The sequence below is a fragment of the Candidatus Neomarinimicrobiota bacterium genome (genome assembly GCA_041862535.1).
Classification (GTDB): Bacteria; Fidelibacterota; Marinisomatia; order SCGC-AAA003-L08; family TS1B11.
This window is the reverse complement of record JBGVTM010000333.1, coordinates 1-14,821: the sequence shown is the minus strand read 5'-3', so window position 1 is coordinate 14,821 and position 14,821 is coordinate 1. Positions and strand designations below refer to the sequence as shown.

At 56.8% G+C, this 14,821-nt stretch carries 16 protein-coding genes; 4 read left to right on the top strand and 12 right to left on the bottom strand.

Annotated elements, in window-relative coordinates; genetic code table 11:
* Positions 1-151 precede the first annotated feature (151 nt).
* The 6 genes from ACETWG_11925 to ACETWG_11900 all read right to left on the bottom strand — a co-directional run bounded on the left by ACETWG_11925 (position 152) and on the right by ACETWG_11900 (position 5,007).
* A complete protein-coding gene (locus tag ACETWG_11925; GenBank protein ID MFB0517294.1) occupies positions 152-859 on the bottom strand; it encodes a Yip1 family protein in 708 nt (235 codons plus the stop codon).
* A gap of 29 nt (positions 860-888) precedes the next feature.
* Complete coding sequence (locus ACETWG_11920; protein ID MFB0517293.1) at positions 889-1,140, bottom strand: DUF5808 domain-containing protein; 252 nt, start codon at positions 1,138-1,140, stop codon at positions 889-891.
* A 63-nt stretch (positions 1,141-1,203) separates the two neighbouring features.
* Complete coding sequence (locus tag ACETWG_11915) at positions 1,204-2,160, bottom strand: hypothetical protein (GenBank protein ID MFB0517292.1); 957 nt, start codon at positions 2,158-2,160, stop codon at positions 1,204-1,206.
* On the bottom strand, positions 2,157-3,011 hold the full coding sequence (locus ACETWG_11910) for an ABC transporter ATP-binding protein (protein ID MFB0517291.1): 855 nt from the start codon (positions 3,009-3,011) through the stop codon (positions 2,157-2,159). The genes ACETWG_11915 and ACETWG_11910 overlap by 4 nt, the downstream gene beginning before the upstream one ends.
* A 4-nt stretch (positions 3,012-3,015) precedes the next feature.
* A complete protein-coding gene (locus ACETWG_11905; GenBank protein ID MFB0517290.1) occupies positions 3,016-3,384 on the bottom strand; it encodes a GntR family transcriptional regulator in 369 nt (122 codons plus the stop codon).
* A gap of 198 nt (positions 3,385-3,582) precedes the next feature.
* Positions 3,583-5,007: a CCA tRNA nucleotidyltransferase gene (locus tag ACETWG_11900; protein ID MFB0517289.1), complete on the bottom strand. Its 1,425-nt coding sequence runs from the start codon at positions 5,005-5,007 to the stop codon at positions 3,583-3,585.
* A 149-nt stretch (positions 5,008-5,156) separates the two neighbouring features.
* Here ACETWG_11900 and ACETWG_11895 point away from each other — a divergent pair, with 149 nt between their 5' ends.
* From ACETWG_11895 to ACETWG_11885, 3 genes are all read left to right on the top strand, one after another.
* Positions 5,157-5,522 carry an ArsR/SmtB family transcription factor gene (locus ACETWG_11895; protein ID MFB0517288.1) on the top strand — a complete coding sequence of 122 codons (366 nt, stop codon included), beginning with the start codon at positions 5,157-5,159 and terminating at the stop codon, positions 5,520-5,522.
* Complete coding sequence (gene arsM / locus ACETWG_11890; GenBank protein MFB0517287.1) at positions 5,519-6,346, top strand: arsenite methyltransferase; 828 nt, start codon at positions 5,519-5,521, stop codon at positions 6,344-6,346. Before ACETWG_11895 ends, arsM begins: the two co-directional genes overlap by 4 nt.
* A 153-nt stretch (positions 6,347-6,499) precedes the next feature.
* On the top strand, positions 6,500-7,357 hold the full coding sequence (locus ACETWG_11885) for a DUF4835 family protein (GenBank protein ID MFB0517286.1): 858 nt from the start codon (positions 6,500-6,502) through the stop codon (positions 7,355-7,357).
* Between the two features lie 58 nt (positions 7,358-7,415).
* Here the strand turns inward: ACETWG_11885 and ACETWG_11880 are convergent, their stop codons facing one another.
* Both ACETWG_11880 and ACETWG_11875 read right to left on the bottom strand, forming a co-directional pair.
* Positions 7,416-7,736, bottom strand: a complete 321-nt coding sequence (locus ACETWG_11880) for a hypothetical protein (GenBank protein ID MFB0517285.1) — start codon at positions 7,734-7,736, stop codon at positions 7,416-7,418.
* A 221-nt stretch (positions 7,737-7,957) separates the two neighbouring features.
* Positions 7,958-8,551: a hypothetical protein gene (locus tag ACETWG_11875; GenBank protein ID MFB0517284.1), complete on the bottom strand. Its 594-nt coding sequence runs from the start codon at positions 8,549-8,551 to the stop codon at positions 7,958-7,960.
* 137 nt (positions 8,552-8,688) lie between these two features.
* Here ACETWG_11875 and ACETWG_11870 point away from each other — a divergent pair, with 137 nt between their 5' ends.
* On the top strand, positions 8,689-8,835 hold the full coding sequence (locus ACETWG_11870; GenBank protein MFB0517283.1) for a hypothetical protein: 147 nt from the start codon (positions 8,689-8,691) through the stop codon (positions 8,833-8,835).
* Between the two features lie 264 nt (positions 8,836-9,099).
* Here ACETWG_11870 and ACETWG_11865 read toward each other — a convergent pair whose 3' ends face one another.
* The 4 genes from ACETWG_11865 to ACETWG_11850 all read right to left on the bottom strand — a co-directional run bounded on the left by ACETWG_11865 (position 9,100) and on the right by ACETWG_11850 (position 14,610).
* Complete coding sequence (locus ACETWG_11865) at positions 9,100-11,394, bottom strand: tetratricopeptide repeat protein (GenBank protein MFB0517282.1); 2,295 nt, start codon at positions 11,392-11,394, stop codon at positions 9,100-9,102.
* A 263-nt stretch (positions 11,395-11,657) separates the two neighbouring features.
* Positions 11,658-13,028: an MmgE/PrpD family protein gene (locus tag ACETWG_11860; protein ID MFB0517281.1), complete on the bottom strand. Its 1,371-nt coding sequence runs from the start codon at positions 13,026-13,028 to the stop codon at positions 11,658-11,660.
* A 43-nt stretch (positions 13,029-13,071) separates the two neighbouring features.
* Positions 13,072-13,491: a GxxExxY protein gene (locus ACETWG_11855; protein MFB0517280.1), complete on the bottom strand. Its 420-nt coding sequence runs from the start codon at positions 13,489-13,491 to the stop codon at positions 13,072-13,074.
* Entirely contained in the window at positions 13,492-14,610 is a 1,119-nt protein-coding gene (locus ACETWG_11850) for an isocitrate/isopropylmalate dehydrogenase family protein (GenBank protein MFB0517279.1), read from the bottom strand.
* Positions 14,611-14,821: the final 211 nt, after the last annotated feature.

The window sequence follows — 14,821 nt, the reverse complement described above, 5'->3', positions numbered from 1 at the left end:
AGCAACACGGCCGCACAGAGTTGGAATAGGTACTTCATATCTTTCCTTAACTAGTTAGACTCCTCAAACCAATGAATGGTTAATAAGTTCCTGCCAGGTCTGACACTACTTCCTGCCAGCGCCCATTAAACTTGAATCCCGCCGGCTGCGATTAGGTAAGCCCGCGCCCATCCAGCAGCCACGCCAGCAGAAACATCACCAGGACCCAAGACCCGAAAAGGACTATGCGGGCCTTCTTTCCCTCAACCTTGTAAATCAGGGCCACACCGATGGTCACCAGGAATACCTTCCATATCGCGAAGAAGTCGAGGCGGTGGAAGAACCGGTAAATCAGGGTCCCATCCAGGCTGCCGGGCAGCAGCAGGGCCAGGCCGGTTTCTACCCGCGTGGTCCCCGTTTGCAGCACTAGCGGTATTTTGATTATCGACTCCACTACTCCAACCAGACTGGCATATAGGACCACGGCCAGGGTATCCTTGTAGGATGCTTGCCCGCCCAGGATAAAGGCGCCGAAAAACATGACCACCCCGCCCAGAATAGCGTACCAGACGATGACGGTTGCCCCACCCATCAGATAGCGCGTCGGACTGCTCAGACTCCTCTCCATGCGCTCTAGAAGGGCATCCTTCTGGTCATCGGGTAAGTCCTCCCGCTGGAGAATCCGCTGCTGCTGTTCTTCGAAGGCCAGGGGCCCGACAAAGGCCTGGCCAGCCAGCGAAAGGACCAGGAGAATGAGCAGGGGCACTACCAGGTCCAACGCTCCTATAGACTGTGAAAGGGCCGTGAAAGTTGCCCGCGGGGCGCCAAACACGCCTATAAGTCGCCGAACTAGAGATAAATTCCCCGTTGTATTAGCCATCGTTACTCCTTTGAAAGATGGCTCAAAAATTAACTATTGCTGAAGAATATCGAAAGCAGACTGATGAAGCCTGGGATAGATAGCAGGAGCGCCAGCCACAACCAGGCCATCCATTGACCGAAATTCAGTGTAAAGCCCAACCCATCCCTGCGCTCCACCCAGATGGAGGGGTCCAGCGCGTTTACGTATAAGATTCCCCCTATCCAATTACGGGAGGCATCGTAGTGCAGCGCCAATAGCACCGTGGCAATGGCAAGTATCGCCAGGTAGGTCCCTTCCACCCATCCACTCCACAGCCGTCCGAAGTGTCGCCGCGCTAAGGCCGCCGTGCCTTCCCTGAATTGTTAGGAAACTGGCAGATTCTTACGATAAGCGAAGAAAGTCAGACCGAAAAAACCCCCCGCTATCAGCAGGGAGATCACCGTGCGCAGGCTCAAGATGTAATGGGAGAAGGAGCCGAATAGCTCGATAGGCTCGCCGGAGGCGATATCGGTGGTTTCCAGCCACTCCGCTTTAAGGATTTCACCGATCACACCGAGATTGGCAGTGAGTTCCCTCAGCAGGGCGTTATCGCCCACCAGAAACCTCCAGAGGAGACCCAGCAATAGCGGCACCCCCACACCCACCAGGAGCGGCCGGCTGCGGGTCACTGTGGACACAAACATGAAATAGGCCGCGAAAGGCAGCAGCCAGGCCAGCTGCAGCAGGTGGAATACCGACCAGTCTCCGATTAGATCCAGGGAAGCCACCTGAAACGGTGACAGCCCGGCCTGCGCTAACTCATCCGCCATGCTGCCCGGGAAGGTGATCTGGGCATATAATACCCACACCACCCCTAAAATGAAAGAAAGTACCAGAAACCCGACGGTGCCGACCAACAGTTTGGAGGATAATATAGACAGATCCCCCACCGGCAACCCTCGATAAAAAAAGGTGCTGCCATCGGCCCGTTCCTTATATACCACATCTGCCAGATAGAACAGGGCCAGCACCAGCAGGGCCAGATTGATGAAAGACATGCCTACCCGCAGCAGGTGCGTCCAGCCCAAAAAGAGCATCCGTGACCCGCCAATACCCCTTAATTCCTTCGGAGAGAACCATTCGTGATCACCCTCGTCGTCAAGATGCCACTCATCCTGATCCCAATTCCACTGAATGCGATCGCGTATGAGAGCGTCGGACCCTTTGTGGAACGCCACCGTAGCGAGGACCAGACCCAGTACGTACAGTATGCCTACCACCATCATGACGGTGCGCCATTCGTGCCACTCCCGCACTATCAGCGAAAAATAGGCTTTCATGCTTCACCTCCCATCATGGCGACAAAAACATCGGCTACCGAGGGTACCTGGACCTCTCCCAGCGCTGCCAGGGTGCCGCGGTCCGCATCACGCAGCAGAAAGACCTTGCGGCCGAACAGCTCGTGCTCTGTGAGAGGTCCCAGACGGCGCACTTCGTCGGCCTTCTCAGCCGTTGTGGTCACCTGGACGAACTTCTCCCTGAGGTCGTCCATCGTGGTGTAGAGCAGGATCGCACCATCCCGGATAAAGATAACGTCGCTGAGGATATGCTCCACCTCCTCCACCTGGTGGGTCGAGATCAGGATGGACTTGTCCCCATCAAAATAATCATTCAGCACGGAGGTATACAGCCGCTTGCGGAAGAGGATGTCAAGACCGTGGGTGGGTTCGTCCAGGATCAGGAGGCGGGTCTCCGTGGCCATAACCAGGGCCAGGTGCAGCTGGGTCTTCATTCCCTTGGAGAGCTGCTTGACCTTCTTGTGCTGCTCTATGGCCGTAGTGGCCAGGAATTCCTCGCAGCGCCGGCGATTGAACTGCGGGTGCACTCCCTCCATATAGCCCAGCACCTGCCGCACTTTCATCCACGGCGGCAGTACTGCCACGTCGTGAATAACGCCCGTGAAGCTCATGAGCTGCTTGCGTTGCGTTTGGGGTTCAAGTCCCAGGATGCGGATGTGTCCCTGGTAGCCGATACCGCCCGTAAGCACCCGCAGCAAGGTGGTCTTGCCGGCCCCGTTAGGCCCCACCAGACCGACAATCCGTCCGGCAAAAATATCCAGGCTGACACCTTTCAAGGCCCGGGTGGAACCGAAAGACTTGCTCACATCCTGGATGTGTATGAGTGGCTCCATAACCTTACTCCTTGAATCTCTCCTTGACTAGGTTCACAGTTGCCTGCTGGGAAAGCCCCAGGAGCTTGGCCCGATTTACCAGAGCCGGTACATCGTCGCCCTTGAATCGCTCCCGTTCTGCCTGTAACAGGGACTTCCGGGCACCTTCCTTCACAAAAAAACCGATCCCCCGGCGCTTCTCCAGAATACCCTCTTCAATCAGCAGGTGGTTGGCATTAAGCACGGTCTGCGGGTTGAGCCCATGCTCCACCGATACCTGCCGCACCGAAGGTATGGCCTCCCCCTCCGGCAAGTCACCTGAAACCACCGCATCCCGGATCATCCGGGCCACCTGCAGATAGATGGGCGTGCTGTGGTCAAAATCGAGTACCATGGCTTACCTGTCCCATGGCGAGAGCTCCTGAAACCTGTCAGGGATTCCCACCAGTTGATATATTTGATATCCTTGTATCATCAGCACTGTTTCGCTGCTGCAGTGTTCTACAATAGTATAACACTAAACCTGCACTAAAGGCAAGCTTTTTCTCGCGAGGTTGCTGCGGCAGCTCCTTCTAAATAATGATTAGGTGTATCACTGATTGGACGAGAGGATCTCGTCTTTGATCTCGTACAGGTAGGCCAGGGCCGCCTCGTGAGTGTTCTCAATCTGGCCGTCGAGAATCGCCTCTTCGATGGCCATCTTAAGTTTACCCACCATCGGTCCCGGCTCAAGGCCGCACACCGCCATGATCTCATCTCCCCGCACCGGTGACTGGAATGCCCGCATCTCATCCCGCAGAACCACGTCGGCCATGAGCGCCTCCACCCGCTCAAAATTGTGCATGTATTGGGCATAGAGGGCCTCTTGCTTGGTAGTGACATCGGCGCGGCAGAGAATCATCAGGTCGTCAACATCCTCCCCCGCTTCCCGCATCAATCGCCGCACAGCACTGTCGGTCACGCCCTCCATGGCCAGTGCGATGGGCCGCAGGTGGAGCCGGGTGAGCTTCATGAGGTAGTCCCGCAGGTCGTTGGGCAGGCGCATCCGCCGGGCGATCTCCTCCAGCATCTTGCGTCCCACCTCCTCGTGGTGGTGGAAAGTCCAGCCCCGCTGCTCGTCGTAGCGCTTGGTCCTGGGCTTACCGATGTCATGTAACAGGGCCGCAAAGCGCAAAGCCGCTTTGGGGCTGAGTACGGCAGCGTTATCCACCACCAACATGGTATGCGTGAAGACATCTTTATGACCGCGACCGTCACGCACCTCCACGCCGGACATGGCCTCCAGCTCCGGAAAAATATAAACCAGAAGGCCTGTCTCTCCGAGAATGATAAAGCCCACACTGGGTTTGTCTGTTGACAGTAATTTGATGATCTCATTCGTGATCCGCTCCCAACTGACGATAGCGATGCGCTCCTTCTGCCGGGTGATGCTCTCCAGACAGTCAGGTGTGATGGTGTACTGGAGCTGGGCGGCGAACCGCGCGGCCCGAAGCATGCGCAAAGGATCATCGCTGAAAGTGGCATCAGGTTCCAGCGGTGTGCGTAGAATGCCCCGCTTCATGTCCTGAATGCCCTGGAAGGGGTCGATCAGATCACCGAAGGTTTCGGGATGGATGGAGGCGGCCAAGGCATTGATAGTAAAGTCGCGGCGCGCGAGATCAACCTCGATACTACCTGCCACCACGTGGGGCTTGCGGGAATCGCGGTCGTAGGTCTCCGTGCGGGCGGTGGCCACCTCGACGTGGGCCCCCCTCAGGGGGATCAAGGCCGTGCCGAACTGCTCGAAGGCCACTACTTGGTCCACTCCCAGGCAACTACCCAGGGCCCGGGCGAAAGCGATGCCGTCACCCTCTACCACCAGATCGATGTCCTGGTTTTCCCGGCCCAGGATAAGGTCCCGCACGTAGCCGCCAACCAGATAGGGATAGGACCCCCGTTCGTGGCCCAGCTGTCCGGCGGCTTCCAGGATAGCCTGATGCTCCGATCGGGTCCGGATGAGATCTGCAATATTACTCACAACAAGCAAAGCTAACGGGCACAGCGGCCACAATCCAAGGGCTGTAAAGCTCATACAACCAGAAGCGGACTGACCCCGCATCCCATTCCAACCTGCAATTAACACTTGCATACTAATGCAAATATTCTTAAATTTGTATCACTATGCAAATGTCAGCAAAACCCGATCCACTTGCGCTACCTGATGGCCAGAGTATTGCTCCTGAAACCCTGGCCGCCACCTTTAAAGCCCTCAGCGACCCTAACCGGCTGCGCCTTCTATTTCAACTGCTCGGCACCGGTTCGGGGCAGAATGTGGGGCAGGCCGCCGGCTGTTGCTGCGTGGATCTCTCCGTCGTATCCCGCCACCTGAGTGTCTTGCGCCGGGCTGGGATCATTACCAGGGAAAAACGCGGCAAAGAAGCGGTCTATTGCATTGATCGACAGCAGCTGCCGGCCATTCTGCGCTCTCTGGCCGATGCGCTGGAGTCCTGCTGTCAGACTCCTCTGGATGACCTTAAGGAGAATTATAGATGAAAACCAAAGATGAGATACGCTCCCAGGTTACACGTGCTTACGGACAGGCTATTTTAAAGACCGCCGGCTGCTGTGCCAGTGCCCCAAACAGCGCCTATGCCCGTGAAATCGGCTATTCCCCTGAAGAAGTGAAAGTGAATGAATCAGCGGCGGGCTCCTCCATGGGTTGCGGAAATCCGTTCGCCTTCAGCGGCGTGCGATCAGGCGATAACGTCCTGGATCTTGGCGCCGGCGCCGGCCTCGATCTGTTGATCGCCGCTGAAAAAGTCGGGCCTACCGGCCGGGTCATCGGTGTGGATATGACCCCCGAGATGATCGCCACCGCCCGGGCTAATGCAGCAGCTTCACCGCACCGCAATATCGATATCCGTAAGGGACTCATCGAAGATTTACCCGTCGAAAATGAAACGGTCGATTGGGTGATCTCCAATTGCGTCATTAACCTCTCGCCAGAAAAGGACAAGGTCTTCAATGAAATCTATCGCGTCCTGAAGCCCGGGGGCCATTTCAGCATCAGCGATATCGTAGTAAGCGAGCTTCCCGAAAACCTTCGCGAAAATCCCTATGTCTACAACTCCTGCCTCGGTGGGGCTATCAGTGAGCAGGAGTACTTAGACGGACTCAAAGCAGCCGGTTTTACCGAGGTTGATGTGGCAAAACGCGTAGAGTTCACTTCCGCAACGATTAACTCCCTGATCGACGATGCACTATCCAAGACCTGTTGCCTGGAACCGATCTCGGAAAGGGTCGATCTGGAACAACTCACCCGGCAAATCGCTGGCCGGGTCCAGAGCCTGAATTTCGTGGGACTTAAACCATTGTAAATCAGCAGGAAAGGGTCTGTCGTAAGCCGGGGGAAGCGTTACAATATCACTATCATCGGCAGCGATAACGCCATATAATGTGGGATCAAGCCCCGCCCGTTAAAATCGCCGCTTTCCCTTGGCAATCAGCTTGAATGGCTCTATCTTAGGGCCATGCGAACGATTCTCTGTATTCTTATAGCTACTCTGGTCGGTTTTCTCCAGGCTCAGTTCGCCGAAGTGACGGTCCAGTTGGACGTCCAGCGGCTGAATGATCGTGAGCGGCAGGACCTGCTCGGGCTGGAGGATGCCATCAGGCAGTTCTACCTCAACTCGCCCTGGGAAGAGGATATCGCCGACCTGGATATGTACCTGGACCTCCAGCTGGTGTTCCAGTCCACCATCACCATTGGCAACGAGGTGTACTACCAGGCCCAGGTGCTCTTCAATAACCGCCAGGACCAGCGCTATTTTGTACGCGACATCAAGTTCCCTTACTCTCCCGGGCGGCCTGTGAACCTGTCACCCGCTTTTGATCCCCTGGCCTCCTTCCTTGAATTTTACGCCTACCTCCTCATCGCCGGGGAGCTGGACACCTATCAGGTCCTGGCCGGTTCACCGTACTATACCCGCGCCTCCTCACTGGCTACCCAGGGCCAAAACAATCCCTACGTCAGCCAGAATTGGTCCGAACAACTCCGGCTGGTGGAGCGCCTCGCAACCAACCAGGAACTGCGCCGCGCCAAGGCCTACTTCTATCAGGCCTTCGACGTCCTGGCCCAGGAAAAACCCAACCTGACCGAGCTGCGCAAGACCCTGGGCCTGTTCCATAAAGCCGTCAGCTCGGTTATCCAACGCGAAGGCCAGGAACGCTATACCACCATCTTCCTGTCAGGACACGCCGAAGAGATCGCTGAAATGCTGGCCCTGGCCGGTATGTGGAAAGAGTTGGCCGATATGACGGTGCTAAACCCGGATAGCGAGCGGATCTATCAGAGCTATCTGGAGAACGAAGGCGGGGGATCGGAATAAGGGCCTGTCCCTTTCATATACTTCACTTAAAATAAGATCTCAGATCACTACCGCTCGTTTAATGCCAGTATAGTGTTGCGTAAATCTGGGTGGCAGTATTTGCATTTAGCCCACCCGGATTCCCGAACCGCGCTGACTCCTCATCTGACTTGGTGAAGGTTAGCTGGGCTTCAATCCCCAGGCTGAATCGCTTGGCCAGGAAATATTCACCTCCATACGCCAGCCCCACCAGTAAATCGGTGGTAGCATCACCGGATTCAGGATCAAGGCCCAGCACACCCAGCCCGATTCTTAGATAGGGATAAACCGATTGGCGGGGTCTCCGATAGAATCTCAGACCAAACCCTAACCCCCGTCTATCCCGGCGTCCTCTACCCATACCAGACTCAATGTTGGCTCTAACGCCAGCCTCGGCGATATCCAGACTGGAAAGAAAAGGCTCGTGCTCGATTGGCTCAGGCTGGCTGCAATGCCGAAAGTACCATGATCGTCTGTCTCCTCGGCCGGGTACAAACCAGCAGGCAATGTGAATAACAGGACCACGAGTCCCAAGACTATTTTTTTTGTTGCATTCATGCTCAAATCCTCCAATCTGATGGCTTAATCACAATACGACGCTTCCAATCCTAATCGCTTGAGATTGATGCAGGATACGTCATTTAGTAACAGCAGGTCCGTCCATAACAACACTTCGTCAGCCTGGATATAACAGCGGTAGTATCCATCTTCAAAGGTTTCATCCATTCTGACAATTATGTTGTGCTGAGCGATAGGATGACTAGGGTCGAAATCGAAGCCCCCATCCATCACTAGCAGGTCTGCCAAACCGCCAGGTGTAGCGACCAGCTGATTGCCAATCTGGGTAAAACCCGAATAGTAGCTGTCTTCCGCAAAGCCAATACCCCGCACAATCCACACCCGGATATGAGTCTGCCCCGACTGGGTTATCTGAATCGTTGTCATGCTATAAAAGGGATTCGGATAAGCAGGATCTACACGTAGCAGGCCTGTCGCATCTTCGGGTATATCAGGATTGCCGATCGTCCCCAGGTTATTCCCTGACTCATCAGTTCTGAATATTCCCGGAATTAACGGTGGTCGCAGCTCGGGCGCCCTCAGAGGTGCCGGCTCATTGGGCCCGCGGCAGCTTGAAAGGATAACCAGGCTAATGAAGCCAACAGCGATGACGCGCATGATTTACCCTTTTCTCATTTCGTACCCGATATGAAGTTGTACCAGCCGGGGGCCAGGATGTGAGGTCTGCTAATCTCCTCCTCACCCAGCCCTGATAGCTCCTGCACCAGCCCTTTAACCTTCCCCTTTAGGAGGGGATGGCCGTTTTGGTGGCGGTGGATATCCTTCCCGTCTCCCTGGCCTTTTCGGCGCGGGCGGGCTGGGCGGAGGTCTCCTGGGAGGCGGATGCCGCGGCACCGGTGGCCTCCGGGAGGGCTCTTTACGCATCAAACACCTCATATTAATTGAAATAAAGATAACGATAAAAACTAAGCCAAAAGGATAAATACAGCCGTTTAATGCATTTAACAACCTGGTAAGCGTATTAAATACTCCTCGGGCCTCTGCGCGGCTTGAAGGACATTATTCCTGGTACGGCCGCACCCCGGTGGCCCTTAATCCTCCTGCACTACTTGGCCGGACCTGCTCGTACCCTTCCAGGCTGATATAGACCGGTGATGTGAACGCTGGCTGCAGGTGCCGGGCCGGCATTTGCCTGCATCTGGCCCCTAAGATGCTTCCGTTCGCTTCAGCGCCCGGCGCACCTCCCGGGCCGGCAGGTAGACCCGGTCGGCCTCGCGCCAGATGTCGGTCAGGCGGGTTAGGATCTCGCGAGCGGCGGCCGAGTCGGTAAGGCGCTGGATCTGGTATAGCTCGTACAATACCTCCGGATCGTGGGGATAGACCGCCAGCAGCTGGTTGATGGTGGCCAGGGCCGCCTCGGCATCGCCCAGCCGGCGATAGGCGCGCGCTATGTACTTCTGCACCATCAGCCGCTTGGGATACCGTGAAAGCGTGGTGATGTAGCCCTGGATGGCCTGGCGATAGCGCCCATTGTTCTCATGGATGCGGGCCATCATGAGCTCCCGCGGTATTTCCACCAGAAACTTGTATTCCTGGAAAAAGGCCTCCACCTGGGTCCTCTCTTCGCTGGAAATGGGCCGGCCTTCCTGGTTGGTCTTGAATTCCACCTGCAGCACGTACATGGCCCGGTCCCAGGGGTCGGGCAGCTGGGGGCTCATCTCGGCCAGCAGCGCCTCGGCGGAGTCCGCCAGCGTGGTGCAGGCATATTTATTGAAGTGCGAAAGGCGCAGGAGCACACTGTTCATCGGGCCGTACACCCTGCGTTCCAGGGGCATGGCTTCCCGGGCGACCGCCATGGCCTCCCTGATCCGGCCCAACGATTCGTAGGACCCCTCCAGCGTCCGCAGGGCCATCAGCCGTACCTCCGGCGTTGTGGCTACGTTGGCGGCCTCCTGGGCCCGCGCCAGCGCTCCCCCATACAAACCACGCTGGAAAAGGAGCTCGGATTGGCAGATCATTACCCGGGCCGGATTATGCCCCAGAAGCAAGGCCCGCTCATACACCTCATCGGCCTCATCCACCTGCCCCAGCAGCCGATAGACCGCCCCCATCTCGATGAGCACGTCGGTATCCCGCGGATTATTCCTGGCATAGCCATGCAGGCTTTCCAGGGCCTGCTCAAACTGGCCCAGGGTGGCGTGAACGTCGGCAATATCCCTCAAAACCAGATCGTCATCCGGATTCAGGCTGCGGATCGTATGGTACTCCTTCAGTGCCTCGGCGTAAAAACCGGTGCGGTTATAGAAATTTGCCAGCCGACGATGGGCAAGGACGTCCTCCGGATAGAGCGTGACATCCAGACTCAGCGCGGAGAGCGCCTTTTCGGGCTCGCCCTGATATAGGTAGTACACCTCCTTTATGGAACCCTGCAGGCGCTCGGGCACCTTGTAAAGGTAGCGCATGGCCGCATTAATAGCCTCTTCCGATCCCTGCCCCAGAAAAAGGCTCGCCTGATACAGATAGAACTGGGCGTGCACGAAACTGGAGTCTATCGCCGTGGCTGCGGACAGGGACTTGGCGGCCCCGGCCCAGTCACTACGAAAGTAGAGCTGGTCCAGACCCCTGATGAAATAGGCCAGGGCCATAAGGCTATCCGACGAGAGGGCCGCCACCGGCAGGTCTTCCACTTCCTCGATATGCATGTCGGACAATCCCAGGTCCCGCTTGATGTCTACCGATACCCGGTCAATGATGTTTCCCAGGTCCCCGTCCTCATAGTGGTGTGAGGCGCTGAGGCGGCCACCTTTGGTCAGATAAAGGCGGGTCTCAATACTGTAAGGCTCGATGCTGAAAACACTCCCGTGCAGAAAGTAGCTCAGATGAAATTTCCGGGCCAGCTCGCGCATCAGGGCCAGCGGTGCTTCACCCTCCTCGGCACCGGCCTCCGTCATGGCCCGGCTCATCTGGTATGGATTGCGGTTATCAAAGTACAGGTCCTGGATCAGGTCCAGGTAGAGCCCCTGGGGCAGCCAGCGCCCCACCCACGCCCCATCGACACTGCCGGTTTCATTAGTAAAGAAGAACAGGGCGATCTGTTTGCGAAAACTGGCCTTGGGGATGACCCGCTCGATCGACGCGCCGGTCTCATCCTCCGCGGACACAACCATCGTCGTGGCACCCAGATCCTTGCCGCTGAAAAATATCAGTATCAAGCCGGCCATGATCACCGCATTGGCCGGCAACACTACCTTCTCTGTGAAGGTCCACTGGTCCCGGCCCGGTTTACCGTGCGTATAGGCCAGGATCAGCACGGAAGGCAGCATCGCACCCAGCGCCACTAGGACCAGGTCAACGAGATGTGGGGAGAGGGAATAGCGGTCAGTTAAAAAATTCAAGAACTCGAGTGCCACCCACGAGGCACCCAGGTACAGCCCCACCAGCTGGATCACCCGCCGTGATTTCAGCTCCCGCCAGAAGCTCGTCTGCCGCTGCTCATTCACGGGCTGAATCTAACCAGCCCAGCCCCGCTAAACCAAAGGCCCCTTACGGCCGCCGGGAAACCGATTGCTGAGCGGTGAGTGGTGATTAATGATTAGTAAGCGGTGATTGGTGCTCTAATAAGCACTTGCCCTGAGTTCCGACTTTACGTCGGGATCGAAGGGCTCTCGAAGGACGTCGTCCCGGGTGTGAGTGAAGTTAATAAGTCCCTAGCCCCTGGCTAATCGCTAATGGCTAATCGCTAACGGCTAATCGCTGTCTTCTCCTACCGATCCGCCACCATCAGGGCCATGAACTGGTTGACACCGGCCAGGGTATCACACATGAAAATGGCCTCCTTGATCCGGCGGCGGCCCTCGTCAGTCAGGTGGGAGGCCGTCAGTGCGGCGAACTTCTCGTCCAGGTCACTTGCGGTCATCGGCTCCCGCGGATCACCCTTCGGATATTCCAGGTACACCGAGTGCTCCTGTCCGTCGGTCGTGCGGATGGTGACTCGTGACGGTTGCTTGGCCGGGAAGAGCTTCTCGAACTCCGCGCTGGCCTCGCCCTTGATCTTGTGGATCAATCCCTTCAAGCGCGGGTCCTGGATTTGCTCGTCGTCAAAGGATTGGATGGTGATTCCCCGGTCCAGAATAGCCCGGGCAATGCAGTAGGGCAGGCTGTGATCGGCCGTCTCCCGGCTGGTCGGCTTGTATTTGTGCGGATCGAACAGAATGTCACAAGCGCGGGCAATGGTGGTGACCCGCACCTCCTCGATCTGCTCCGGCTGGATATCGTTGTCAATCACCACTTTCAGGGCAGCCGTGATGTGGGTATGGGTCAGGGCTTCGGTGGGATAGGCCTTCATGGAACATTCCATGATTTTAAAGGCCTTACCCAGGCCCGCCAACAGCTTGGGCACCTCCCATTCGGGACCATATACCTCCATGAGACCTTCCTTGCCCTCGAAGACTTCCTCCGTACCGGTATAGCCCTCCTTGGCCATCAGCGCCGCAAAGACACCCGCCTGCACCGCCAGGGGATCCACGGTGTTCTTCATCATGGTGAGTTTCCCGGCCGTCAGACAACCGATCGTGTGGTTGTGGCTGCCGGAGATCCCGATGGCATTCACCAGCTGGTCCTCTGACAACCTCAGCAGTTTGCCCGCGACAATAGGTGACACGAACTGCGTGATGGTGGCGTGGTGCCACTTGCGCTCCCGCAGACCAGGCACGGCAAACTCGCACATCCGCTGCTCAAACTCGTAGGCCAGAACGATAGCCACTATAATGTCCTTCATGGTCGCGCCCACCAGCTCGCCCACATTCAGGGCCGCGGGGATCAAATCGGAGGGGTGCGAGGGGTCCTCCTTCCAATAGATGTCGTTAAAGTCCAGCGCTCGAACAGCCAGCGAGTTCACCAGCGTAGCATTCACGGCTGGCATGCGCTCTCCGCTCACCAGCAGGGTGGCTTCGCCGGTCCCCTCCATCTGGCGGTACAGCTTGCGCATGATCTGCACGTCCTTGGTATCAAATCCGCCGAACGCACAGCCGATAGAATCGAACAGGTATCGCTTCGCCTCACGAATTACATCACTGGTCAGGTCGTCATATTCCAACCCCAGGGCAAAGCGGGCCAGCTCCCGGGAAATGCTCATGATCCCTCCTTTATGAACCACAAAGACACAAAGGACACAATAATCATGTTAGAATAATCCGTTTAATGCCTTCTTTTAGGACCGGAACATTAAAATTTATCAACAGACCAAGCGGCAATCTCATCATCTTCAGGTAAGAAATCACTTGCGCAGAATGAATTGGAGCCAGTGTGTCTACAGCCTTCAATTCTACAATCAGTTTATCTCCAATTAATAAATCCACTTTCCCCTCACCAACCGGACGACTTTTATAATTTATGGCAATCGGACATTGCCGATTATGGGGTATGTCTCGCATGTCCATCTCGATGCACAAGGCCTCTTCGTATACCGACTCAAGAAATCCCGGCCCTAAAGCTCTGTGCACTTCAATGGCAGCACCAATCACATCTCGTGCGAGCTTCTCAGTACTTGGATCTATTAGACCATAACTCCTTCTGGTCTTTGTGTCTTTGTGGTTCACTTAAAGTTTTACGGTCACCGCTTCAGTGACTTCCAGGCTGGTGTTGGTGCCTCCCATGTCGTAGGTACGTACTCGCCCCTCATTGATAACCTCCGCCACGGCCTGCTCCAGGTGGGCAGCCATCTCCACCTCACCCAGCCACTCCAGCATCATTTTGGTGGTCAGCAGCATGGCCAGGGGATTCACCTTATACTGACCGGCGTACTTGGGGGCGCTGCCGTGGGTGGGCTCGAATACGGCATAATCATCACCCATATTGGCTGAGCAGGCGAACCCCAGCCCGCCTACCAGCTGGGCTGTCAGGTCCGACAGGATGTCGCCGAACATGTTCTCCGCCACCAGGATCACGTAATCCTGCGGGTTCTTCACCAGCCACATGCATTGGGCGTCGATGTTGGTCTCCCAGAGCTCGATGCCGGGGTACTGCCTGGCCACCTCCCGGGCTGTGCGGATCATCAGGCCGCCCGTTTCCCGCAGCACGTTCGGCTTGTCCACCACCGTCACCGACCGGCGGCCGTACTTGCGGGCATACTCGAAAGCCCGCGTGACAATGTTCGCGCAGGCCTGCCGGGTCATGATGCGGGTGGAAAGGGCAATGTTATCCAGGCCGAACTGCTCGAACGTGGCCATCTTGGGATGGTTGGCATTCAGGGCGTCAAAGACCTGCTGCGGCAGGGGATGGAACTCCACGCCAGCGTACAGCCCCTCCGTGTTCTCCCGGAAGATGACGATATCCACGTCGTCCCGGTAATTCAGGGGATTGCCGGGGTAAGCTTTGCAGGGGCGCAGGTTGGTGTGCAGGTTGAACTCCTGCCGCAGGCGCACAATCGGCGAGAAGTAGACGAATCCCCTATCCGCCAGGGACGGGTCTAACTCCTTCTGGGCCTCCTCCTTGGGCTTGGAGGTGATGGCCCCGAACAGGCAGCAGTCGGTCTGCTTCATCATGTCAATGGTGCGCTGGGGCAGGGCCTCCCCCTCGGACTTCCAGAACTCCCACCCGATGTCGCCAGGCACGTACTCGGCATCCAGGACCAGCTTGTCCAGGACCATGCGGGCACACTCCATCACGTCGTGACCGACGCCGTCTCCCGGCAGCCAGGCGATGCGATATTTGGCCATGTGTATTATCTCCTGGAAATATTTAATCCGTCAGCGGTCAGCAGTCAGCAATCGTCAATCTTCAATCCGCCCTCTCACCCAACTCTCCAATCCACCCGCGACGATGATCTCCTGCGCGGCAGCACCTACCGGGCTGATGGGATAGGCCTTCCCATCCACCTTGACCAGTGAATGAACGAAGTCCACCGTGGCCGTCAATCCCGTGCGCAAG